Source organism: Bradyrhizobium ivorense (assembly GCF_900696085.1).
GTDB classification, from domain to species: Bacteria; Pseudomonadota; Alphaproteobacteria; order Rhizobiales; family Xanthobacteraceae; genus Bradyrhizobium; species Bradyrhizobium ivorense.
On sequence record NZ_CAADFC020000033.1, the window covers coordinates 460,067 to 484,176 of the forward strand.

19 protein-coding genes are annotated in these 24,110 nt (G+C 65.8%); 7 read left to right on the forward strand and 12 right to left on the reverse strand.

What is annotated here, in order from left to right; translation table 11 throughout:
• Positions 1 to 5: 5 nt before the first annotated feature.
• Entirely contained in the window at positions 6 to 764 is a 759-nt protein-coding gene (locus tag CI41S_RS40605; RefSeq protein WP_139864566.1) for an SDR family NAD(P)-dependent oxidoreductase, read from the reverse strand.
• 256 nt (positions 765 to 1,020) lie between these two features.
• Between CI41S_RS40605 and CI41S_RS40610 the strand changes: the two genes are divergently transcribed.
• From CI41S_RS40610 to CI41S_RS40625, 4 genes are read left to right on the forward strand one after another with little or no spacing between them, the layout of a single operon-like run.
• The gene (locus CI41S_RS40610) at positions 1,021 to 2,313 is read left to right on the forward strand and encodes an MFS transporter (RefSeq protein WP_139864567.1); all 1,293 of its coding nucleotides are present in this window, start codon (positions 1,021 to 1,023) and stop codon (positions 2,311 to 2,313) included.
• 18 nt (positions 2,314 to 2,331) lie between these two features.
• The gene (locus CI41S_RS40615; RefSeq protein WP_139864568.1) at positions 2,332 to 3,087 is read left to right on the forward strand and encodes an SDR family NAD(P)-dependent oxidoreductase; all 756 of its coding nucleotides are present in this window, start codon (positions 2,332 to 2,334) and stop codon (positions 3,085 to 3,087) included.
• Positions 3,088 to 3,108: 21 nt separating this feature from the next.
• Positions 3,109 to 4,023, forward strand: a complete 915-nt coding sequence (locus tag CI41S_RS40620) for a polysaccharide deacetylase family protein (protein WP_139481552.1) — start codon at positions 3,109 to 3,111, stop codon at positions 4,021 to 4,023.
• Positions 4,024 to 4,059: 36 nt separating this feature from the next.
• Positions 4,060 to 4,806 carry an SDR family NAD(P)-dependent oxidoreductase gene (locus tag CI41S_RS40625; RefSeq protein WP_139864569.1) on the forward strand — a complete coding sequence of 249 codons (747 nt, stop codon included), beginning with the start codon at positions 4,060 to 4,062 and terminating at the stop codon, positions 4,804 to 4,806.
• A gap of 7 nt (positions 4,807 to 4,813) precedes the next feature.
• Here the strand turns inward: CI41S_RS40625 and CI41S_RS40630 are convergent, their stop codons facing one another.
• The 5 genes from CI41S_RS40630 to CI41S_RS40650 all read right to left on the reverse strand — a co-directional run bounded on the left by CI41S_RS40630 (position 4,814) and on the right by CI41S_RS40650 (position 15,624).
• Entirely contained in the window at positions 4,814 to 5,896 is a 1,083-nt protein-coding gene (locus CI41S_RS40630; protein ID WP_139864570.1) for a zinc-binding dehydrogenase, read from the reverse strand.
• Positions 5,897 to 5,933: 37 nt separating this feature from the next.
• Positions 5,934 to 11,585, reverse strand: coding sequence for an autotransporter domain-containing protein (locus CI41S_RS40635; RefSeq protein ID WP_139864571.1), 5,652 nt, complete (start codon positions 11,583 to 11,585; stop codon positions 5,934 to 5,936).
• Positions 11,586 to 11,836: 251 nt separating this feature from the next.
• Entirely contained in the window at positions 11,837 to 12,826 is a 990-nt protein-coding gene (locus CI41S_RS40640) for a DMT family transporter (protein ID WP_139864572.1), read from the reverse strand.
• Positions 12,827 to 13,017: 191 nt separating this feature from the next.
• Positions 13,018 to 13,857 carry an aldo/keto reductase gene (locus tag CI41S_RS40645; protein ID WP_172628386.1) on the reverse strand — a complete coding sequence of 280 codons (840 nt, stop codon included), beginning with the start codon at positions 13,855 to 13,857 and terminating at the stop codon, positions 13,018 to 13,020.
• A 273-nt stretch (positions 13,858 to 14,130) separates the two neighbouring features.
• Positions 14,131 to 15,624: an aldehyde dehydrogenase family protein gene (locus CI41S_RS40650; RefSeq protein ID WP_139481557.1), complete on the reverse strand. Its 1,494-nt coding sequence runs from the start codon at positions 15,622 to 15,624 to the stop codon at positions 14,131 to 14,133.
• Positions 15,625 to 15,742: 118 nt separating this feature from the next.
• Between CI41S_RS40650 and CI41S_RS40655 the strand changes: the two genes are divergently transcribed.
• A complete protein-coding gene (locus CI41S_RS40655) occupies positions 15,743 to 16,828 on the forward strand; it encodes a substrate-binding domain-containing protein (RefSeq protein WP_139481558.1) in 1,086 nt (361 codons plus the stop codon).
• A 22-nt stretch (positions 16,829 to 16,850) separates the two neighbouring features.
• Here the strand turns inward: CI41S_RS40655 and CI41S_RS40660 are convergent, their stop codons facing one another.
• The 4 genes from CI41S_RS40660 to CI41S_RS40675 all read right to left on the reverse strand — a co-directional run bounded on the left by CI41S_RS40660 (position 16,851) and on the right by CI41S_RS40675 (position 20,607).
• The gene (locus tag CI41S_RS40660) at positions 16,851 to 17,309 is read right to left on the reverse strand and encodes a DoxX family protein (RefSeq protein WP_139481559.1); all 459 of its coding nucleotides are present in this window, start codon (positions 17,307 to 17,309) and stop codon (positions 16,851 to 16,853) included.
• A gap of 26 nt (positions 17,310 to 17,335) precedes the next feature.
• Complete coding sequence (locus tag CI41S_RS40665) at positions 17,336 to 18,202, reverse strand: intradiol ring-cleavage dioxygenase (RefSeq protein ID WP_139864574.1); 867 nt, start codon at positions 18,200 to 18,202, stop codon at positions 17,336 to 17,338.
• 10 nt (positions 18,203 to 18,212) lie between these two features.
• A complete protein-coding gene (locus CI41S_RS40670) occupies positions 18,213 to 19,571 on the reverse strand; it encodes an MFS transporter (RefSeq protein ID WP_210242737.1) in 1,359 nt (452 codons plus the stop codon).
• A gap of 61 nt (positions 19,572 to 19,632) precedes the next feature.
• A complete protein-coding gene (locus tag CI41S_RS40675) occupies positions 19,633 to 20,607 on the reverse strand; it encodes an amidohydrolase family protein (RefSeq protein WP_139864576.1) in 975 nt (324 codons plus the stop codon).
• A gap of 184 nt (positions 20,608 to 20,791) precedes the next feature.
• Here CI41S_RS40675 and CI41S_RS43965 point away from each other — a divergent pair, with 184 nt between their 5' ends.
• Positions 20,792 to 21,343 carry a MarR family winged helix-turn-helix transcriptional regulator gene (locus CI41S_RS43965; protein WP_172628387.1) on the forward strand — a complete coding sequence of 184 codons (552 nt, stop codon included), beginning with the start codon at positions 20,792 to 20,794 and terminating at the stop codon, positions 21,341 to 21,343.
• A 20-nt stretch (positions 21,344 to 21,363) separates the two neighbouring features.
• Positions 21,364 to 22,563 (forward strand): 3-hydroxybenzoate 6-monooxygenase, encoded by a 1,200-nt coding sequence (locus CI41S_RS40685; protein ID WP_139864578.1) that lies wholly within the window; start codon positions 21,364 to 21,366, stop codon positions 22,561 to 22,563.
• Here the strand turns inward: CI41S_RS40685 and CI41S_RS40690 are convergent.
• Both CI41S_RS40690 and CI41S_RS40695 read right to left on the reverse strand, forming a co-directional pair.
• A complete protein-coding gene (locus tag CI41S_RS40690; protein ID WP_172628388.1) occupies positions 22,560 to 23,456 on the reverse strand; it encodes an SMP-30/gluconolactonase/LRE family protein in 897 nt (298 codons plus the stop codon). The genes CI41S_RS40685 and CI41S_RS40690 overlap by 4 nt on opposite strands.
• 159 nt (positions 23,457 to 23,615) lie before the next feature.
• The gene (locus tag CI41S_RS40695; protein ID WP_139864579.1) at positions 23,616 to 24,041 is read right to left on the reverse strand and encodes a globin family protein; all 426 of its coding nucleotides are present in this window, start codon (positions 24,039 to 24,041) and stop codon (positions 23,616 to 23,618) included.
• Positions 24,042 to 24,110 lie beyond the last annotated feature (69 nt).

Genomic DNA, 24,110 nt, shown 5'->3' on the forward strand with positions numbered 1-24,110 from the left:
GCCGATCACATCAGGGTCAGGCCGCCATCGACCGGCAGCGTGGCGCCGGTGACGTGGCCGGCTTCCGCCGACAGCAGGAAGGCGACGACGGCGGCGACCTCGTCGGGCTCGGCCAGCCGCTGCATCGGATTGGCCTTTGCGACGTGCTCCCAGGTCGCTGTATCGAGCGCGCCGAACAGACCGGGATCCTTGCGGGTGTAGCCGGGCATCACCGCATTGGCGGTGGCGCCGGATGCAGCGAGCTCAATCGCCAGCGACTTCACCAAGACCTCGAGCGCGGCCTTTGCCGCGGCCGAGCCCGGATAAATGGCGCCCGGCAAAAACCGATGCGGCCCAAAACTCGAGACCGCGACGACGCGGCCTGCCGCGCTGCGCGTGAGATCCGGTAGCGCCGCCGCGGTGATCTCGTGGAACGCCGCAGCCATCACCGCGAAGGCGCGCTCCAGCGCGGCGCGCGGCAAACTGGCGAATTCGCGGCGGTCGGCAAAGCCAGCGGCGTGCACGATGGCGTCAACCGGTCCTAACGCGGCGCGCGCAGCATCGACGAGCGCCGCGCCTGTGCCGGCCTCGGCGAGATCGCCGGTGCAAATCTCGACCCTCGCGCCCTTGCCGCGGCATTGCTCGGCCACCGCATCGAGCCGCGCGCGCCCGGCGGCGTCCGCGCCCTGGCCATGCAGCACCAGACATTGATCCGATGCGGCGAGCCGGCGCGCAATCGCGGCGCCAATGCCGGAGCCGCCGCCTGTGATGATCGAAACGCGCATGAGGTGACGTGAGTGGAGTTCAGAGGATGGAGAACTATAGGTGCGATGTCGTGAAATGCAAATTGCGCGCCGTTCAGCACAAGAGCCGTGATCGAAAGCCAGGACCAGCAGCAAGACCAGCAGCACGGCGAGGAGCTATGCCGCAGCGAACTGTCAGCCATCACCGCAGAGCCGTCATGGCGCGCGCCTCACCCCTCGACACCGCCCGGATTGTCATGTCGAATATTGCAGTGAAATGCCCGTGACTGGTGATGCAATGGCGGAAGCTTCTGTTCTGGCCGCGCCGAGCGCGGATCTGGCTGACAACTCCCGCAGGGCGATCTGGGCCGCGGCGATCGGCAATCTGCTCGAGTGGTACGATTTCGGCGTCTATGCCTATCTCGCCGGACTGATCGCGACAAAATTCTTCCCGAACACCGATCCCACCGCCTCGCTGCTCGCCGCCTTCGCGGCCTATGGCGTCGGCTTCCTGGCACGGCCGCTCGGCGGCATCGTGATCGGCCGCCTCGGCGACACCAGAGGCCGCAAGGCGGCACTGATGCTCACCATCTTCCTGATGGCGTTCGGCACGGTAGGGCTCGGTCTGCTGCCGTCCTATGAGGCGATCGGCGTCTGGGCGCCGATCCTGCTGGTCGGCTTGCGCATCGTGCAGGGGCTGGCGGCCGGCGGCGAATGGAGCACCTCCACCGCCTTCATGGTGGAGTGGGCGCCGCAACACCGCCGCGGCCTGTATGGCAGCTTTCAGCAGGTCTCGACCGCCGGCGGCTCGCTGCTCGGCTCCGCCGTCGCCGCCATCATGACCTCGTCGCTCAGCCAGGCGGCGATGCTCGACTGGGGCTGGCGCGTGCCGTTCCTGTTCGGCGTGCTCCTGCTGTTCGTCGGCGCCTATCTGCGCCGCAACGTCGAGGAGACGCCGTCCTATGAAGCAAGCCGCCGGGCCGTCGCCGACCAGCCGGTGATCGCCGGGTTTCCGCTCGGGGCTCTCGCGTTCGGCTTCACCATCTTCTGGACCGTCGCCTATTACACGCTGCTCGCCTGGATGCCGAGCTTCACCCAGCGCTTCGCCGGACTGACGCCATCAGAGGCGTTGTGGTCGAACACGATCGGCCTGATCGCCATGGTGATCGCGGTTCCGTTCTGGGGCGCACTGTCGGACAGGATCGGCCGCAAGCCGCTCCTGATGGCGAGCGCGATCGGCATCGGGCTGCTCGCCTATCCGCTGTTCTCGCTGATGACAGGCGGCACCGGACTCGCGCTGGTGATGCCGCTGCAGATCCTGCTCGGCATCCTGCTCGCGCTCTATTCCGGCGCGGGACCCGCGGCGATCTCGGAAATCTTCCCGACCCATCTGCGCTCGACATGGATGTCGAGCGGCTACGCGCTTTCGGTCGCCATCTTCGGCGGTTTCGCGCCGTTCATCGCGACCTGGCTCATCCAGGCCACGGGATCGCCGGTGTCGCCGACCTATCTCTATCTGCTGCCTGCGGCGGCGATCTCGCTGGCCGTGATCTGCAGCCTGAAGGAAACCGCCGGCACCAAACTGCGATGAGAGGCTGAAGCGCCCGCCATGCTCATTCGATTCGACGGACGCACCGCGATCGTGGCCGGAGCCGCGCGCGGCATCGGCCAGACCATCGCGCGATCGCTGGCCAATGACGGCGCGCGCGTGGTCGCCTGCGACCTGCTGCTCCATGAACTCGCACCGATCGCGGGCCGCGTCGATGGCGGCGGCGAGATCGTCGCGGCCAAGGTCGACGTCACCGATGAGGCCTCCATTGCCGAGGTCGTGGGCATTGCCGACGGCGCCGACATCCTTGTCTATGTCGCGGGCGGCGTACGTGGCCAAAGGCCCCGGCCGCTGGAAGAGGTGAGCGCGGACGATTTCGACGCCATCCTCGATGCCAATCTCAAGGGCGCGTTCCTGTTCATCAAGGCCACAGCGCCCGGCATGAAGACAAAAGGCGGCGGCCGCATTGTCACCATCTCGAGCCGCGCCGGCCTCGCCACCAGCCTCACCGGCATCCAGAGCTATCCCGCCGCCAAGCACGGACAAATCGGCCTGGTCAAACAGCTCGCCCAGGAGCTCGGGCCGTTCGGCATCACCGTCAATTCGGTCGCGCCCGGCTTCATGGCGACCAGCCCCGACTACGAGCGGCAGTGGAACAACTGGCCGGCCGCGTTCCGCGACAATTTCGTCAACACGATCGCGATGCGGCGCATGGGCGCGCCGCAGGACATCGCCGATGCGGTGACATTCCTCGCCTCGGACCACGCCTCATGGATCACAGGGCAGACCATCCCCGTCACCGGCGGCCCGCTGTAACGATCATCCGGGAGAACCATCATGAACGAGACGTCGAAGCTCGAAACATCGAAGCTTGAGCCTTGGCAATGGCCGGAGGCGCACTGGCGCGGACTGGTCAACCAGGTCCGCGCGGGAAGAACCTATCGGCCGAAGAGGTGGAAGGACGGCGCGCGATGCGCGTTCGCGCTGTCATTCGATTCCGATCACGAGACCAACGAGCTGCGCGACGGCGGCAAATCGATCGGACGCATGGCGTGGGGACAATACGGCAATCGCGTCGGCGTCCCGAACATTCTGAAGCTGCTGGCAAAATACGCGGTCCCCGCGACCTTCTATGTACCGGCCGTGTGCGCACTGATCTATCCCGACGAGCAGCGCCGCATCATCGCCGAGGGCCACGAGATCGGCATCCATTCCTGGATCCACGAGTTGAACTCGGTGCTGCCGTATGAGGCCGAAAAGGACCTGATGACGCGCGCCGCCGACGTGCTGGAGAAGACGACCAGGGTGCGACCGGTCGGCGCGCGCACGGCGTCCTGGGATTTCTCGCCGCACACGCTGCGGATCACCAAGGAGGCCGGCCTGCTCTACGATTCCTCGCTGATGGCCGACGTCGATTGCTACGAGCTGCTGCTCGACGGCGAGCCGACCGGCGTCATCGAGTTTCCGGTGGAATGGATCCGCGACGACGCCGTGTATTTCATGATGCACCGGTTCCAGGGCCTGCGTCCGTACACGCCGCCATCGGACGTGTTCGACGTATTCAGGCGCGAGTTCGAGGCGGCCTATGAAGAGGGCGGCGTCTTCCAGCTCACCTGCCACCCGCATATGATCGGCTACCGCTCGCGGCTGTGGATCATCGAGGAGCTGATTCGCCTCGCCAAAGCCAAGGGCGACGTCTGGTGCGCAACCCATGCCGACGTGGTCCGCTACGCGCGCGACCACGCCGCTTGAGGATTTGCCCAAGGAATCTGTTCAAGGAACCTGCTCATGACAAAGACCGCCCTCGTCACCGGCGGCGCGCGCGGCATCGGCCGCGCCTGCGCGCTGGCACTTGCCGATGCCGGCTTCGACGTCGCCCTCGTCGATCTCCTCGAAGTGGAGATGGCCGCAACCGCGCGCGATATCGAGGCGCGCGGCAGACGCGCGCTGACCTTTCAGGCCGATGTCAGCGATTTTGCCCGCGCACATGCCATCGTCGAACAGGTCGGCGCGACATGGAAGCAACTCGACGTGCTGCTGAACAATGCGGGCGCGGCGAACCCGAAGCCGATCCTCGAGATCACCGAGGCGGAGTTCGACCGCACCATCGCGATCAATCTGAAGAGCTGCTTCAACTTCATTCACGCCGCCGCGCCGGTCATGCTGGAGCAGGATGCCGGCGGGCGGATCATCTCGATCTCGTCGATCAACGCGCTGTCGGGCGGCGTCACCAGCGCCGTCAGCAAGCATGCCTACGCGGCTGCCAAGGCGGGAATCCTCGGCCTGACGCGGTCGCTCGCAAAGGAGCTCGGACCCAAAGTGGCCGTCAATGCGATCTGCCCGGGCATCATCGCCACCGACCTGTTGCGCAACCTGCTCGATGACCGGAAGGAACAACTGACCGCCGGCATTGCCATGGGACGGGTCGGCACGCCCGAGGACGTCGCCAGCATCGTGCGCTATCTGGCGACCGAGGCGCACATGTTCATGACAGGCCAGCATTTCGTGGTCGATGGATTTCAGTGGAGCTGCTGAGAAGAGCTCACCGCCACGGCTCGACCAGGATCTTGGTGTGCGCCTCGGGATTGGCGAGATCGGCGAACGCCTGCGCGACGCCGTCGATGCCGACGCGCCCCGTCACCAGCGCGCCGGCGTCGACCTGGCCTTCGGCGATCAGACGCAGCGAGTAGGCAAATTCCTCCGGCGTGTAGCCGAGCACGTACTGGACGTTGAGCTCCTTGATGATGCCGAGCATCGGCTCGGAGCGGTCGGTCTCCATGCAGACGCCGACCACGACGACGCGGGCGTGGCGCGGCGCGCCCTCGAACACCTGCTGCAGCACGCCGGGCACGCCGACGCATTCGAAGATCAACGCCGGCTTCAGCGCCGGCAGATGCGCCTGCAACGGCGGCCGCGCCGCCTTCTCCGCCTCCGTCATCTGGGCGTGCTCGGCCCAGCTCGCATAAGGCTGCGTCTTCGCGGGATCGATCACGACGTCGGCGCCCATCCTTTCAGCAAGGGCGCGCCGCGCCGGCGAGTAATCGGCGGCGACGATCGGACCGAGCCCCCTGATCTTCAGCGCGGCAATCACCGCTAGGCCCACCGGGCCGCAGCCGATCACCAGCGGCACCTCACCGCCTCTGATATCGGCCATCGCCACCGCATGAACGCCGACCGCGAGCGGTTCGGTGAGCGCGGCATGCTCGGCGGCAAGGCCATTGGGCACTTCGAGCAGCAGCGGCTCGGAGAGCAGCATCTGCTCGGCATAGGCGCCGGGATTGTCGTTGGAATAGCCGATGCCCTGCGGCCCCTGCGGCGTCAGCAGCGCGGGCAGCGAACAGACCCGCGTACCGGGCTTCAGCCTGCGCGTGGTGCCCGGACCGTAGTCGAGGATCTCGCAGCAGAACTCATGGCCGAACACGACGTCGCGCGCGAGGTCCATCGGCTTGCGGCCGGGCAGGAATTTGCTCAGCTCCACCATGCGGTGGGCGTGCTTGCGCGCGTGCAGATCGGAGCCGCAGATGCCGCAGGCGAGCGATTTGACCAGCACCTGGCCGGCACCCGGCTTCGGCTCGGGCATGGTGTCGACGACAATCTCGCCGTTCCTGAAGATCGCTGCGCGCATGGTTCCTCCCTGTTTTCACAAACAGTAGCACGGAGGATCACCACGAATAGCGCATAACACCCTTGCCGGCGTAGGATTGCGTCACGTTGGAAAACTCGCCTTCGAAGGTCGCGGCCGCCGACCAGCCGTTGCGCCACTTGATCTCGGCGGAGGCCGTGGTCAGCGCGGAGTCGGAGGCCTGCGCGGCGCCGTTGACCACGAAGGCGGCGCCCGGCAGCGCCTGGAACACGGCGGCGATGTTGCGGTCCGGGTTGAAGTCGTGCGCCCACGCAACGCGGCCGCGCAGCGTCACCACGCCGCTGTCGACGGCGAAGGATTTGTCGGCGCGCAGGCCGAGCTCGCTGCGAGTGTCGGTCACGCTCTTGGCGGTGGTGTTGAGCGCGAAGGCGCCGCTGCCGGCGACAACGGTCTCGGCATAGCCCGGCAGGCCGAACGTCGTGAACTGCCCCGCGGCGTAGGGCGTCAGCCCGAGCCACGGCGTCGCGTAGCGATAGCCGCCTTCGAGCCGGCCCGACCAGGCGTTGGCCTTGAACTCGGCGCGCAGATGATCGGCGCCGGCGGCGGTGACGATGCGATCGGTGGTGACGTCCTGCCAGCCATAGGCCAGCGCGGCGCTGAGATAGGCCGCGCCGATGTTGTGGCGGATGAACGCGCCGGCCTGGAACAGGTCGGAGCGGCCCCAGCCGAGGCCGTTGACGCTGAAATTGGTGCCGCCGCCGGCGACCGCGAAACCGGCCAGCGTATTCGGCGACAGGCGGTAGTCGGCGCCGACCGCAGTGCCGTAGATGCTGCTGGACGTGTTGTTCGAGCCCACCACCGCATTGCCGTCGGTCCGCTGCGAACCGCCATAGCCGGCCGCCCACACGCTCCAGCGCTGCTCGAAGTCGAGCGGGGCCGCCGGCGCCTTGCGGTAGATGCCGGCGAAGGCGTCGCGCGCATCGGTGCGGCGCGCGGCATAGGCGAGCGAGGCGCTCTCCTCGGCGAACGGAGTCGCGCCGGCGCCCGCGCCCAAGCCGCCGTCGCGGCCGGCGACGAACGGATCGGTCAACAGGCCGATGAACAGGTTCATCGCATTGAAGGTCGCCTGCTGCGAGGCGGTGGCGCTCTCGCCCGAGGCCTGGGTCAGGCCGTTCGGCGTCAGCGTGCCATAGACCAGCGGGATGCCGCCGGTGGTGTTGAAGAAATTGACCAGCGTGTTGGCGACCGCCTGCTGGTTGCCGGACAGGCCGCGGCCGAAATCCGGCGGGGTCGGCGGCACGAAATTCAGCGTCAGATTGAGATAGGCGTTGTTGGTGTCATAGCTCAGGCTCGGCGTGAAGTTCGCCGGCAGGTTGGCATTGACCAGCGACGAGAATGCCCCGTTAACGCCACCGCCCGCGCTGATAATCGTGTATTGCTTCGTCACGTAGCTGCCAGGCGCGAAGCTCGCCTTCACCGTGGCGCCGCCGAGTGCCGCCGTGCCGGTCACATTGGTACGGTCGGCCCCCACCGTCGAGACCTCGACCATGTAGCTCGCCGCCGCGGTGAAGACCAAATTGCCCTGCACGGTCAGCGTGCCGATCGAATTGCCCGGCGCCAGCGAGCCGCCGCTGACAACGGTATTGCCGAGAATGCCGTTGCCGCCGAGCGTGCCGCCGGCATTCACCGTGGTGAGGCTTGACGAGGCGATCGAGCCGTTGACGCTGAGCGTGCCGCCATTGATCGTGGTGCCGCCCGAATAGGTGTTCGCACCCGACAAAGTCAGCGTTCCCAAGCCGACCTTCTCTAGCGCGCCGCTCCCGGTGCCGTCCGCGATCACGCCACTGACAGTTGTCGAAAGATTGTTGTTGCCGACGACGAGCGTGTTGCCGCCGCCGATGAAGTACCTGCCCGAGCCTGCGATCGAGCCTGCCGTGATGCGGCCGTCGCCGTTCGGCCCGCGGCTACCCCCGAAATCGACGATGGCGCCACCGTTGGTGATGAACTGCGCGTTGCCGCCGGTCGCGTTGTCGGCGAAACGGACCTCGCTCGGGGGAGGCTGCCCGAAGAAATCGTCGTACGGACTGCCCGGGCTTTCAGTGATGATGATGGCATTGCCCGCCGTGGACCGGCCGCCAAAAGACAACACCGGGGTGGAAAAGCTCGTGCCGTCTGAACGGGTGATGATCGTCGCACTGGCAGCAGTTGCCGTGTCGGAGAAGAAGGTAAAAAAGGTGTTGTAGATCGTCGCATTGGCCGCCGTACTGCTGTTGTTAAAATTCCCGCCCGCGAGGAGCGTTGCCGAGCCGGCCGATGCGAAATCGCCGAACGAGGCTCCGCCGACGAGAGTGGCCTGACCGGCGTTGGTGTTCGCCAAGAAGGTCACGCCACCGTAGATGATGGCATTGGCGGCAGTGCTGGTGTCGGAGCCGCTGCGCACACCGAATGTCGTCGTGCCGAAGATCCGGGCGCTTCCGGCGGAACTGTTGTCGCGAAATACCGTGGTGCCGCCATCCGAGTTGGTGATCGTGGCGTTTCCGGCCGACGTGGCGTTGTAGAACGTCGTGATTCCAGGTCCAGCGTTGAGGGATAACCTGTTGGCATCGTTGGTGATGCTGACGAGGCCCGCGGTGCTCCCGTTGACGATATCCAGCCGACCGTTGACGACGAGCGAGCCGCCGATCGATGAGGCGTGCGTGGCGTCGCCAACCTGCAGCGCCCCACTATAGTCGACGGTCGTGTTGCCTTGGAGGTCGTTGGCGCCGAGCAGCACCACGCGGCCCGAGCCGATCGAGTCGGAAACGGTCAGCGAGGTGCCGTTGCCGGCGGTGATGCCGCCGGAGATCGTGAGCTGCTTGCCAACGCTATTGATAGTGCCGCTCGACGAGTCGCTGATCCTGAAGTTGTTGTTGAAGGTCAGGTCGCTGGTGCCGTCGACCTTGAAGACGCCACCGTTCAGCGTCACCGTGCCGGTGCCGACCGAACTGGCGTTGGTGGCGATCACCGTCGTATGGTCGACCAGCGTACCGCCGGTGTAGGTGTTGACGCCCGAGAGCTGAATGGTCCGTTGGGTGCCCGTGCTGGTCAGGCGTAGCACGCCGGCGCCCGCGCCGTCGGCGATCACGCCCTGCAGATTAACCGCGGCTGAATTGGCATCGATCGTGCCGCCCGCGGCACTGACGGCGATGCTGTTGGCGAAGGCGATGCCGGTAAGGCTCGGCGCCATCTGGAAGATGCCGCCATTGAGGGTGATGGTGCCGCTGCCGAGCGAAGCAACATTCGTCGCTTGTACCGTTCCGGCCGATATCAGCGTGCCGCCGGTATAGGTGTTGACGCCCGACAGCACGGTGGTGCCGGCTCCAGTCAGTTGCAGGACGCCGGTGCCGCCGTTGCCGTTGGCGATGACGCCGGCAATCGTCAGCACCGCGCCGCCATTGTCGATGCCGCCGCCCGTGGTGTTGACCTTGAAGGCGTTGCCGAAGGTCAGGTTGCTGGCGCCGTCGGCCTTGAACGTACCGCCGTCCAGCGTTACCGCGCCGGCGCTGACGGCATTGACGTTGGTCACCTCGATGACGCCGCCGGAAATCGTGGTCCCGCCGGTATAGGTGTTGGCGCCCGCCAGCGTCAGCGTGCCGCTTCCGGTCTTCACCAGCGTGCCGGATCCGCTGGTCGGGCCGATGCAGCCGCACGGATCGAAATCCGCGAGCAGACCGCTGACCGTGCTCGACAGATTGTTGCTGCCGACGATGAGCGTATTGCCGCCGCCGATGTAATAGGTGCCGGAGCCAGCGATCGAACCCGCGGTGATGCGGTGATCGCCGTTCAGCCCGAGGCTGCCGCCGAAATCGACGAAGCCGGTGCCGTTGGTGATGAACTGCGCGTTGCCGCCGGTCGAATTGTCGACGAACGTGGTCGCGGCGCCGCTCTCGGTGGTGATGGTAGCGTCGCCGGCGGTGGCATGCGCGGCAAAGTTCAGGACGCTGCCGGAACGATTGATGATCGTCGCATTGCCCGCGGTCGGCGCCTCGGCGGCGCTGAAGCCGCCGGTGCCGAAATAAAGCAGGCCGCTGTTGTCGATGGATGCGCTCCCCGCCGTGCTGTTCATGAAGAAGAAGACGGACCCGCTGGCCGAGTTCGTGATCTTCGCCGAGCCCGCCGATGAGAATTCGAAGAACTGCGCCGACGTACCGAGGTCGTGATTGGTGATGGTGGCCTGTCCCGCGGTGGTGTGGCCGAGGAACACCACAGAGCTGCCGCTGAAATTGTCGATCACAGCGTTTCCGGCCGTGGCGGTATCGGTGCCGCCGGGCGGACCGAGCGCGTCTCCGAACACCACGGTGCCGCCATTGGTGTTGGTGAACACGGCGTTGCCGGCGGAGCTCGTGTCACGGAAGATCGTGAGCGCGCCGCTGGACGTCAGCACGTTGGCGTTGCCCGCCGTGCTGCTGTCGCGAAACTCGGTGATGCCAAAATTCTTGCTCTCGATCGTCGCGGTGCCGGCCGACGTCGAGTTGTAGAATGTCGTGGTGGCGACGCCGTTGAAGCCGTCGTTGACGATCTTGCTGATCGCGGCCGTATTCGCGTTGACGATGTCGAGCTTGCCGTCGACGGCGATCTCGCCGGCGAGCGACGCAGTACGGGTCGCATCGCCGAGCTGCAGCGTCGCGCAATCGCAGATCGTGGTACCGCCGCTATAGGTGTTGGTACCGAGCATAATCACGCGGCCGAGGCCGCCCGAATTGTCCAGCACCGTCAGCTGGGCGGAGTCGTTGCCGTCACCGATATTGCCGGCGATCGTCAGCTGCACGCCATTGGCGTCGATCGCGCTGCCGGTCGCCGACTGGTTGATCGCGAAGTTGTTGCTGAAGGTCAGGTTGCTGACGCCCTCGGCCTGCAACACCGAATTGTCCAGCGTCACTGCGCCAGTGCCGAGTGAACGGTTGTTGGTGGCGATGACGGTCGTCCCGATCACCGTCGTGCCGCCGCTGTAGGTGTTGACGCCGGAGAGCTGGACGTTCGACGTTCCGGAGTGGGCGGTGTCGACCAGGAACAGCGTGCCGGCGCCGACGCCGTCCGAAATCACGCCCTGCAGATTGACCTGGGCGCCGTTCGCATCGACCGTGCCAAACGCGCCAACGCTGATGTTGTTGGCGAAGGCGATGCTGGAGACCGTCGGCGACTGCATCTGGAAGGTGCCGCCGTTGAGCGTGATGGCGCCGGTGCCGACCGAATCGGCGTTGGTGACCTGCACCGTTCCGGCCGAGATCAGCGTGCCGCCGGTGTAGCTATTGGTGCCCGCCAGCACCAGCGTGCTGTTGCCGAGCTGCTGCACCATGACCGGGCCGCCGCCGCCCTCGGCGACGTTGGCGTTGATGGTGATGGTCTGGCCGTTATCGGCGTTGTTGATCAGGCCGCCGGTCGGCCCCGACCTGCTGAACTGAACCGGGTTGCCGTTGATCGTGAAGTCGCGCGAATTGGCGTTGAAGGTCCAGGAGTCCGGCAGCTTCGGGCCGGGACCGATGTTGATCGTCGGCGATCCCGTCGAATCGAAGATCGCCGATTGCCCAGGAAGGGTTGGTGGCGCGGTGCCCGGATTGGACCAGTTGGTATTGAGCTCGTATTCGGTGGTGGCGGTCGTGCTTCCGGTGCCGCCCCAAACGAAGCTCTGCGCCGCTGCCGGGCCAAGCGGGAACACGCTTGCGGCCGAGGCGCAGAGCGCCAGGGCCGTCACACCACCCCGCGAGCGACTTCCAAACGAAAACGACGACGACAACGAACCAAAAAACCGCACTTCCCTGCCCCAGTAAAATGCCCGGCGGAGCTTGGGGTCAGGCTAGCATGCCGGAACCGGGAAGATTGCCGGTTTGTTTCCGAAACCGTTGAATTCGCTTCCGATCCTGAAACTTTCGGCCGGCCTGTTGTACGCGCGCAACGTTCACGCGACCCGATGTCGCAACCGGCGCACGATTTTCGGCGGCGCGATCAGGCGTTCGGGGACGGCTCGCTGGCGACGGCCAGCAGTTGCGAGCGGCGGACGCGCTCGCGGTGGGCGGTGTAGAGGCCCGAGGCGACGATGAAACCGGCGCCGACGATGGTCCAGCCATCGGGCAGTTCGCCGAACACCAGGAAGCCGAGGATACTGACCCACACCAGCTGGGTGTAGGAGAACGGCGCCAGCACCGAGGCATCGCCGTAGCGGAACGCGAGCACCACGATCCACTGTCCCGCGGTCGACGCGACGCCGACCAGCAGGCCGAACATGATGTCGTGCCAGCTCGGCGCGACCCAGACGAACGGCACCAGCGCCGAGACGATGGCGACGCCGACGATCGACGAATAGGCCATCACGGTGAGCGGACGTTCGCTGCCGCTCATCATCCGCGTCATGATCAGCGTGCACGCCCAGGCCAGCGCCGAAAAGATCGGGAAGAACGCCGCGGGATGGAAGGCGGCGGTGCCCGGCCGCAGGATGATGAAGACGCCGACGAGCCCGACCGCGGTTGCGATCCAGCGCCGCAGGCCGACCTTCTCGCCGAGGAAGGCGATCGACAGCGCGGTGACGAACAGCGGCGAGACGAAGCTGGTGGCGGAGGCTTCCGCGATCGGCAGGAAACTCAACCCGGTGATGAACAGCAGCGAGGAGCCGAGCAGCGCCGAGCCGCGCAGCACGTGCAGGCCGGGCCGCTTGCTGTGCAGCGCGAACAGCGGCGTGCCCGGCAGCATCACCGGCATCATGATCAGCGCGAACACCACGAATCGGATCCAGGTGATCTCGATCGGGGGCAGCGTCTTGGCGAGATATTTCGCGGTGACATCGGAGGTGCCCAGAAACACCGTCGACAGCAGGATCAGCGCGATGCCCTTGAACGGCCGGTCGGTGCGCGCAGCCACTCTGCGCGCGACCGAGGCCTTCTCAGGCAATGCAAGGGGAACGCTGTCCAGCCTGGCGGCTGCGGCGGGGGGCGGAGTCACGACAATCTCGATGGCGCAATAATGGGAATCTGCTGATCGCAGAAAACTCCAATTCCGCAGCAAGGACAATGCCCGAAAACGGGACTCCGATATGCGTCAGCGCGCGCGACGGCCCGTCGCAGCCACGGCACGGCCGCGAATGCAACACTTTGTTAGCAAATGTGTGCGGCGGCCCGCTCCGCGCTCGATGCTCAGAGCATCGGCAGCGAGCGCGGTTTTGGTCCGCGCGGAAACGCCTTGTCGAGCGCTGCGATCTCGCTGTCGCTGAGCTTGAGGTTACCCGCCGCGGCGTTCTCCGCGGCATGATCCGCGCTCGATGCTTTCGGGATCGCGAGCACGGACGGCGCGCGGGTGAGGAAGCTCAGCGCGACCTGGCGCGGCGTCGCCTTGTGCGCCTGCGCGATGGATTGCAGCGCCGCGCCGCCCTTGCTCGACGCCGACGGAAAATCATTGTGGCCGAACGGCGAATAGGCGACGACGGCGACGCCGTGCTGCTCGCACCACGGGATCACCGCGTGCTCGATGGCGCGCTCCTGCAGATGGTAGAGCACCTGGTTGCAGGCGATCTTGCCTTCGCCGGCAACCGCGAGCAGTTGGCCGAGATCGTCGGCGTCGAAATTGCTGACGCCCCAGGAGCGGATCTTGCCGGCCGCGACCAGTTCGTCAAATGCCGCAACGGTGTCGGCAAGCGGATAGGAGCCGCGCCAGTGCAGCAGATAGCAATCGAGGTGATCGGTCTTCAGCCGCTTCAGCGAGCGCTCGCAGGCGGTGATGGTGCCGCGCCGCGACGCGTTGCTCGGCAGCACCTTCGACACCAGGAACAGTTTTTCGCGCTGGCCGGCGATCGCGTCCGCAATCACGAGCTCAGCGTCGCCATACATCTCGGCGGTGTCGATATGGGTCATGCCGGCATCGATGCCGCGCTGTAGCGCCGCGATCGCCGCCTTGCGATCACCGCGATCGAGATACCAGGTGCCCTGCCCGATCACCGGGATCTGCGGGCCGCTCTTGCCGAATTTTTTTGTCTGCACGATCGCCTCGTTTCTCGTTGGCCCTGGCCCACTGAACGATAAATCAATCGAGTGACAATGTCTCCCCATCGTCGTCCCGGCGAAGGCCGGGATCCATAACCACAGGACTGCGTTGTTGAGGCAAGCTGGGGCCGCAGCGTCGCGTCACAATGCAGAGTTGGGGTTATAGGTCCCGGCCTGCGCCGGGACGACGGCGAGTTTGCGGCGCGTTCCGCGCAAGCCCAACGGCGCGGATCCGTCGATCCGCGCCTGGTCTGTCCGCGTTACGCGCGGTCAGCCGTTGAGGTTCATCCACACCGCCTTCGGTTCGGTAAAATTATCGAGCGCGGCGGTGCCGTGCTCGCGGCCGAGGCCGGAGTCGCGCTCGCCGCCCCAGGGCAGCCGCACGTCGGTGTAGCCATAGGTGTTGATCCACACCGTGCCGGCGCGCGCCTTTTTGGCAAAACGCTGGACGCGGCCGATGTCGGCGCTCCAGACGCCGGCGGCGAGGCTGTAGGCGGTGCCGTTGGCGATGCGCAGCGCATCGGCCTCGTCCTTGAACTTGATCACGCTGACGACGGGACCGAAGATTTCCTCCTGCGAGACCCGCATCTCGTGCGCAACGTTGGCGAACACGGTGGGACGGATGAAATAGCCGCGGTCGCCGACGCGTTCGCCGCCGGTCGCAAGCTGCGCGCCTTCCTTTTTGCCGATCTCGACATAGTCGAGGATCGAGCGCATCTGCTTCTCCGAGATCACAGGCCCGAGCGCGGTGGCGCGGTCGGCGGGATCGCCGACGCGCAAGGCCTCGGCGCGCGCAACCAGGCGCTCCACCACCTCGTCATAGACCTTCTCCTGCACCAGCACGCGCGAGCCGGCCGAGCAGACCTGCCCGGCGTTGAAGAAGATGCCGGCGGCCGCGGCTTTCGCGGCGGCTTCGAGATTGGCGTCGTCGAAGATCACGTTGGCGGATTTGCCGCCGAGTTCGAGCGAGACACGTTTGAAGTTGCCGGCGGCCCCCTTCATGATGCCGCGGCCGACGCCGGGCGAGCCGGTGAACGTCACCTTGTCGACATCAGGATGGTTGACCAGCGCGTCGCCGACGACGCGGCCGGGGCCGGTCACGATGTTGAGCACGCCCTTGGGCAGGCCGGCCTCGAGCGCGAGTTCGGCGATCCGCAGCGCCGACAGCGAGGTCAGCTCGGCGGGCTTCATCACGATTGTGCAGCCGCAGGCCAGTGCCGGCGCGAGCTTCCACATCCCGATCATCAGCGGGAAATTCCACGGCACGATCGCGGCGACCACGCCGACCGGCTCGCGCACCGTGTAGGTCAGCGCGTCGTCGCGGGTCGAGACCACGTCGCCGCTGATCTTGTCGGCCCAGCCGGCGTAGTAGGTCAGGGTGTCGACCGCGGCTGGAAAGTCCTGGCGCAGCACGCCCGAGATCGGCTTGCCGGCGTCGAGGCTTTCCAGCGCGACAATCTCGTCGGCGTGCCGCTTCAACAGCTCGGCCCATCGCATCAGGATGTGGCCGCGCTCGGCGGCGCGCATGGTGCGCCACGGCCCTTCGAAGGCGCGGCGGGCGGCGGCGACCGCGCGGTCGACATCGGCCTCATTGCCTTCGGCGATGGTCGCGATCACCTGCTCGGTGGCGGGGTTGAGCGATTTGAAGCTGCGCCCGGACAGCGAGCGGACGCGGGCGCCGTCGATCAGCAGCAGCTCGTCCCGGATGGTCGGCACCTTGCGAGCATCCTGGCGTTCGTGCCCATAGTCATATGCAACAGGCATCATATTTCCTCCTGGTATTGAACTTGAAAGTAGGAGGATTTGCTGCGCAGTAAATATGATATCTTGTACCTATTGGCATGCCAGGATATGAATTCGACTTCATAATTTGAAGGCTGCGATGCTGCAGATCGAGATCGAGACCGTCTGGCGCTTCCGCAAGGAGAACTCACCGCAGACCACGGTGGTGATGCTCGGCATCCTCAACGAGATCAGGAAGACCGGGAAGATCACCAGCGCCGCCAGCGACGCGCATCTGTCCTACCGCCATGTCTGGAACCTGATCGAGCAGTGGACCGAATTCTTCGGCGTGCCGCTGGTCGAGACCCAGCGCGGCAAGGGCTCAAAACTGACGCCGTTCGGCGAGAAGCTGGTGTGGGCCGGCGAGCGCATGCAGGCGCGGCTCGGGCTGCAACTGGAAAACCTGGCGCAGGAGCTGGTCACCGAGATCAAACCGTTCCTCGAGCAGCGGCCGTCCGTCATCCGCGTCCATGCCAGCCACGGCTTTGCGGTGTCGAAACTGCGCGAGTTCCTCGACCGCGAGAGCGGCATGGGCGTCGATCTGCGCTATGTCTCCAACCAGAACTCACTGGTGTCGCTGGCGCAGGGCGCCTGCGATCTCTCCGGCGTGCATCTGCCGCGCGGCGAGTTGCGCGCGCAGGGCATCAAGGCCTGCCGCGAATGGCTCGATCCGCGCGAGGACCGCGTGATCAATTTCGTCACCCGCGAGATGGGCCTGATGGTCAAGCGCGGCAATCCGCTGAAGATCACATCGCTGAAGGATCTGGTCGCGCGCAAGGCCCGCTTCGTCAACCGCGATCACGATTCCGGGACGCGGATCCTGTTCGACCAGCTGCTGGCGCTGCACCGGATCCCGCAAGGCAAAATCAACGGCGCGCAGCACATGGAGTTCACCCATGCCGCGGTCGCCGCCTATGTCGCGAGCGGCATGGCCGATGCGAGTTTCGGCGTCGAGGCGGCGGCGCGGCAGTTCGGGCTGGATTTCATCCGCCTGCTCACCGAGGATTATTTCTTCGTCTGCAAGCGCGCGTTCCTGGAGACCGAGCCGATGCAGCGCGTGCTCGACATCATGAAGAGCAGCGCGTTTCACAAGGCGGTGGGCGCCCTGCCCGGCTACGTCGCCTCCAAGACCGGCGCCGTCAGCGGCGTGAAGGAGTTTCTCGAGAAGCTGCATTCCGACCGCTGATCCGGCCGTGCGGCGTGGCCGGTCAGACGCTCGCTGCGCCTGACCTGCCGTCCGCACTCACGGCATAGCTTCCCGGACCGTTGACCGCGATCAGCGCGAGCGCGCCGAGCAGGCCGAGGTTTTTCATGAAGTTGATGGTCTGGGTGACGACCTGCGCCTCCGGCGCGGCCCAGAAATTGTGAAACATCAGCGTCGCCGCGATCGTGAACAGGAACAGCACGACGGCCGCCTGGCGCGCGAACAGGCCGAGCACTAGCGCGACGCCACAGCCAAGCTCGACCGCGATCGCGCCCGACGCAAGAATGGCGCCGATGCCATCGGCGCCGCCGAGCCGTCCGGCGGTAACGGTGAACGCCATCACCTTGCCGATGCCGCTGTAAAGAAACAGCGGCGCGATCGCCAGCCGCGCAAACAGCAGAACCAGCGACGAGGAAAGCCCGGCGGTCTTGTCGCCTGCCGCAAGTTGAGTGGAACTGGACATCAGCAATCTCCTTGGTGGTGACGTCGTCAATCGGCCGCGCTGCGTTGCGCAGGCTGCGGAAGCGGTTTCAGGCCAAATCGGTAGCTGAGGCTGCGCTGCGGGCGTCCTGACCGGTCATCGCGGGAAAACTCGGCGATCAGCGAGTTCTTGACGCCGAACACCGCATCCGAGTCGAGATACGGACTTTCGGCATCGAAGATGTGGGTGATCAGCGTCTCGTAACCCTTGGCGGCGATCATGAAGTGGACATGCGCCGGACGATACGGATGGCGGCCGAGCGCCTGCAGCATCTCGCCGACCGGGCCGTCATGCGGGATCGGGTAGAACGCCGGCATGATCGACCTGAACGAAAACCGTCCGTCGCGATCGGTCCTGAACCGCGCGCGCATCGTCAGGGATTGCAGGTCGGGTTGCTGCACGTCGTAATAGCCGTCGTCGTCGGCGTGCCAGACGTCGACGGTCGCGTCCGCCAGCGGATCACCGTCGGGCGAGCAGACGACGCCGCTGACGCTCAGCGGCTCGCCCTCCATGCCGCCGGAGATATCGGCGCCCGATTGGACCTCCGGCGCCGCGGCCACGAAGAACGGGCCGAGCACGGTGGTCTCGGTCGCGCCCGCGGGCATCCGATGGTCGATCGCATCGACCAGCATCGAGACGCCGAGCGTATCCGACAGCAGGATGAACTCTTGCCGCCTGTCGTTGCACATCTGCCCGGTCCGGGTCAGGAAATCGATCGCGGCATTCCATTCATCGAAGCTAATCTCGACGTCGCGGACGAAATCATGGAGATGGCGGACCAGGCTCGTCATGATGGTCTTGAGCCGCGCGTCCCCGGTTTGCGCCAGGCTGTCGATCACGGCGTCGGTGATGTTGTGCTCGTCGAAATCGCGCATGGTCGTGCCATCACTCCGCCGGCGCGGTATCGATGGCGGTCGGCCGCGGCGTAGCGGCGAGACCGAGCGAGCCGATCGCGAATGCGCCGACGATCGCGGCACCGCCGATCGCCCAGAACACGACGTCGGGACCGCCGGTTGCCTGCTGCAGCAGCCCGATCACGTAGGGACCGAGGATCGCGCCGACCCGGCCGACGCCGAGTTCCATGCCGACGCCGCTGGCGCGCAGCAGGGTTTCGTAGGAGCCCGCCGTAAAATTGTTCAGCACGTGCTGGGCGCCGATGATGCAGAACCCGGCGATGGCGACGATCGCAAGGTTGACGCCGTGGCCGCTGATGAACACCAGCGCCAGCACGGCGATGCCGCCGCTCAGCCACCACGTCGCGAGATAGCGCGGCGTCAGCACGTGATTGCGGTCGGCCAGCATCGCCAGCGTCAGGCCGCCGACGAACGACATCGCCTGCATCAGCGCGCCGAAGCCGAACGATGCCGCAAAGGTCTCGCCGCGCTTCTGCATCACGGTCGGGATCCAGCCGGTCAGGCCGAAGATCGCAAACAGGCTGAGGAAGGCGGTGATCCAGATCGTCAGCGAGACCCGGCGATAGCGCGGGCTGAGCAGCGCCGCGATCGGATTTGGCATGCTGGCGGCGTCCGCCGAGACAAAGCTCGCGTCACGATAAGCCGCCGCCCGTTCCGGGCGAAGCCGCGCCAGCAGCGTGCGCAACTCCTCGGTGCGACGCCGCGCCGCCAAAAATTGCGGGCTCTCCGGCAGCACCGCGTGCGCCACGAAGGTCAGCGGAATCGACAGTGCGCCGAGATAATACAGGATCTGCCAGCCGTAATGCGGCGTCAGATAGACCCCGACCAGGCCGGCGCAGACGCCGCCGAGCGACCAACCGAGCGTCACGCCCCACAGCGAGAATGCATTGCTGACGCGGCGCGGCGCCATTTCGTTGACGAAGGTGGTGCCGAGCGGCAGCAGCACGCCGAGACCGAGGCCGGTGGCAAAGCGCAGCGCGCAAAAGCTCCAGAAATCGTTTGCGATCGTGGCGGTGAGCAGCGTGAAGACGTTGACGACCCAGAGGCCCGCCAGCAGCGTGCCGCGGCGGCCGAGCCGGTCGGCGACCGCGCCGTGGCCGATCGCGCCGAACAGGAATCCGACCAGACCCGAGCTCACCAGCAGCCCCGCCTGGCTCGGCGACAGGCCCCAGGGTTTTGCGACGTAGTGGATGACATAGGCCGGGTTGAAGGTGTCGTAACCATCGAACAGCGTGATCAGCGTGATCAGGACGCCGAGGATCTTGTGCAGCCGGCCGATGGCCGCGCCGGACAATTCCTCGTGCACGTCGATTGCGGGCGAAGTGCTCACGGTTTCCTCCATGGTGACTGATGATGCGCCCTGCTCTGCGGCAGGTTGGAATGGCTCGGTGTCAGAACTTGAACAGCCGGAGCGCGTTGTCGCGGCCGATCTTGAAACGATCAGCTTCGGAGATCGTCGCGGTATCGAACCACTCGGCGGCGTGGTCGATGTTCTCGAACGGCCAGTCGGCCGAGAACAGGATGCGGTCGGCGCCGATCTCGAGCATCGCGTCGATCAGGGCCTGGGTGCGGAAATCGCCCGACGTCGTGATGTAGAAGTTCTCACGAAAATAGTCGGCGATCTTGCGCTTGGCCGGATAGACGTTCTGCGCGCACATCCACTTGTTGTGATTGTCGACCCGCCACATCGAATACGGCAGGCCCTCGCCCATGTGGCCGAGAATGATCTGCAGCCGCGGATAGACATCGAACAGGCCGGAGCCCATCAGGCGCAGCGCGTGCACCGCGGTTTCCTGGCCGAACGCCCAGGTCGGCCCCATCAGCCAGCGATGACCCTCGTAGATCGCCGCATCCTTCGCCAGCGGATTGCGCGGATGCAGGTAAAAGGGAACGTCGAGACGCTCGACCTCGGACCAGAACGGCCAGAACTCCTTGCGGTCGTAATACAGCGCGCCGTCGTGGCTTGACGACTCGCTGAAGCCGTTGACCAGCGCGCCGCGGAATTTCAGCGCGCCGACGCAGCGATCGAGCTCGCGCGCCGCAGCCTCGGGATCCTGCATTGGCAGCGCGGCGAGGCCCTGGAAGCGCAGCGGCCGCCGCGCGACCTGCTCTGCGAGAAAATCATTGGCGCGGCGCGACAGCTCCAGCGCGCGGTTGCGATCGGGAATCGCCTGCACCGCCGGCGCGTTGAGCGACAGCAGCATCATCTCGATGCCGTGTGCGTCCATCTCGGCAAGGCGGCGCTCCTGAATGTCGAGCAGCCGGGCCTTGAGCTCGACCCAGTCGTCGGCCGGCGAGAAACCCGCGCTGTCGCGCACCGTCTCCTCGATGGCGAAGTGCTCCTCCAGCGCGATCTTTCCCTGCATGGCGTCGTCCTTTCCGGCTTCAAAGCGCGTTTCCGTGTTGACAGGAGGAAACATCCGGTCCAGATATTTGTCAATGAGAACGTTGCAAATGCAAATGATTGATACGCAACTGTTGTCGGTACGAAGACCGGCGGCTATTCCGGGCGGCGATCTCCCGCCAGAAATCAAGCCCGGACCTAAGCTCATGTACCGATTTTCGAATTCGCTCCCCTATCTGCTCGCGCGGCTCGGCGTGCGGATGGGCGATCTGTTCGTCCGCGTCATCCGTCACGAGAAGTTGACGCTGCCGATGTACCGCGTGCTCGCCGCGCTGTCGGAGCAGGGCCATCCGCTGCGGCTCGGCGAAATCGCCGAGTTGACCTCGGCCGACGTCTCGACGCTGTCGCGCATCGTCGCCGAGATGAGCCGCGCCGGCCTGTTGACGCGCGACCGGCCGGAGAACGACCAGCGCAGCCTGCAGGTCGCGCTGACGCCGAAAGGAGCCGAGCTCGCCGGCCGCCTGATGCCGATCGCGCAGCATTATGAAGAGGTCGCAACCGGTGCGATGTCGGCGAAGGAAGCCGCCGAGCTCAAGCAGGTGCTGGTCGCCCTCTACAAGAATCTCGATCAGCTCGAGCAGGAGGTCGAAGGCGGCCTGATCGAGGTCCCTCCGCCCGCAGCGTCGAAGGAGACGCGCGAGCAGAAGCCCGACAGCAAAACCGGCGCCGGCCGGCGGCGCAAGGTACCGAGAAAATAACCACACACCAGGGAGAGGACATGCGCAGGGATCCGATCATCATTGCAGGCGGCGGCATCGGCGGACTTGCTGCGGCGGTCGCGCTGGCGCGCAAGGGATTTTTGGTCACCGTGCTGGAGCGCGCGCCGCGCTACCAGGAGATCGGCGCCGGCATCCAGCTCGGCCCCAACGCCTTCCATGCCTTCGACCATCTCGACCTCGGCGATGCCGCGCGCTCGATCGCGGTGTTCATCGACCAGTTGCGGCTGATGGACGCGATCTCGGCCGAGGAGATCACCAGCGTCGATCTGACCAGCTATTTCCGCCAGCGCTTCGGCAACCCCTATGCGGTGGTGCATCGCGGCGACCTGCACGGCATCTTCCTGCGCGCCTGCGAGATGCATCCCGGCATCACGCTGCGCAGCGATTGCGACGTGATTGGCTACAACCAGGACGGCGAGACGGTCAGCGCGCGGCTGAAATCCGGCGAGCGCGTTAAAGGCCGTCTCCTGATCGGTGCAGACGGGCTCCGATCCCGCATCCGCCAGCAGTTCGTCAATGACGGCCCGCCGCGGATCGCCGGCCACACCACCTATCGCTCGGTGATTCCGACCGAGCAGATGCCTGAAAATTTGCGCTGGAACGCCGCGACGCTATGGGCCGGGGCGAAGTGCCATCTGGTGCACTATCCGCTCTCGGGCTGGAAGGTGTTCAACCTCGCCATCACCTGCCACAACGACCCGCCGGAGGCCTTTGCCGCCAAGCCCGTCACCCACGACGAGGTGCTGGAAGGTTTTCGCGACGTCCACCCGCGCGCGCAGGCGATCATTCATCACGGCAGGGACTGGAAGGCGTGGGTGACCTGCGACCGCGATCCGATCGAGCGCTGGGTCGACGGACGCGTGGTGCTGCTCGGCGACGCTGCGCATCCGATGCTGCAGTATTTTGCCCAGGGCGCCTGCATGGCGCTGGAGGACGCAGTCTGGCTCGCCGAGCTATTGGGCGAGATGCCCGATAACTTCGCGCAGGCGCTGGAGAACTACCGACAGGTTCGCCTGATGCGCACCGCGCGGGTCCAGCTTCAGGCCCGCGAGCTCGGCACCCATGTCTATCATCCGGCCGGCGTGCACGCGCTGCTGCGCAACCAGCTGATGCGCGAGACCAGTCTCGAGCAGTTCTGCGACAAGCTCGCCTGGCTTTACGACTCGCCCTTCGCCAGCCGGCCGAGTATCGCTGCCTAGAGACCACCGATATCGGCGACCAGCACCGAGCCGGTCACCGATTCCGTGATGTAGAGCCGGTCGCGATTGGCGCCGCCGATCGCGACATTGGTGCAGCTCTGACCGGCGCAAGATTTGATGCGTGCGATGCATTCGCCGTTCGGCGCGAAGACAAAGACATGGCCGAGCGAGGCGTGCGCGACGAACAGCCGCCCTGCCCGATCCATCGTCATGCCGTCGGGCCCGCTCGGCCCGAACAGCGAGCAGAACCGCCCGACCTTGGAGATGCTGCCGTCCTTCATGAACGGCGCGCGCCACACCGCATTGTCGCGCGTCATCGCGACGAACAGCACGGCCTCGTTCGGATCGAGCACCAGGCCGTTCGGGCTGATGCCGGTGTCGATCAGGCAGTCGAGCTGGCCGCTGGCGCGCAGCCGATAGACCCGGCCGGTCGGATCGTGCAACCCGGTCTGGCCCTGATCGGTGAAGTAGATGTCGCCGTTGGAGGCGATATGCAGGTCGTTGCAGCCGCGGAACGATTCCGAATTGCGCGAGCGCAAGAGCGGCGTGACCGTGCCGGCCTTGGCATCGAGCTGCATCAGTCCGTGCCGGTAATCGGCGATCAGGATGCGGCCCTTGGCGTCGATCTTCAGCCCGTTCGGCCAGCCGTCATACTCAGTGACCAGCGACCAGGTCTTGTCCGGCGCGATCCGAAAAATGCGGCCGAACGGAATGTCGACGATGTAGAGATTGCCCGCGGCGTCGAACGACGGCCCCTCGATGAAGCAGTCGGTGACCGCACCGGGCCGGTTGGCATCGGCCCATTCGGTCGAAACCTTGCGGCGGAACTCGGCGGGAACTGCGGTGAAGATTTCGGTCGGGATCAGTTTGGGCGGCGTTTCCAGGTACATCATCTTCTTGGTTCACCCGTTTGGTGGAACGGGCGGACCATAGTGATTTCCCCGCGTCATTGCGAGCGCAGCGAAGCAATCCACCTACCCGCTTGCGGAGGTATGGATTGCTTCGCTGCGCTCGCAATGACGTGGATCGCGCGGCAGGCGCCGACGATGTCCTTACTCGGCCGCCTGCGCGCTGCCATAGGCCTCGGAGATCATATAGCCGGATAGCGTGGCGTACGCCGCGGTCCAGGCAGCGGCGACGTCGGGCGTCCAGGCTTCGCCCAGGCCTTTCTCCAGCGTCCACAGCAATGCGCCGCCGACCACGGGATAATGCTCAGGCTTGGCGCCGTAACTGACATGACGCTTGGCGAGTGCACTCGCGGCCGGCAGGATCGCGTCGAGATTGCTCAGCCCGTTGACGACAACGGCAAGCGTTGTCATCAACTTCTTGCGTTGCTCCTTCATGTCGGCCGGAAACATCGCCTTTACGGCGGGCGCGACTTCGAACAAGCGATCGTAAAAGATGACCGCGGCCTGCTCCGAGATCGGCGCGACCTTGCCAAAGCTATCTTGAACCAGCTTGATCTGGGCCGGATTCATCTCAACTCTCCCTCGTTCTCAAACGACTTTGAAAAATACGGGCATTGGTAGCGGACCGCGGCGCGTTGG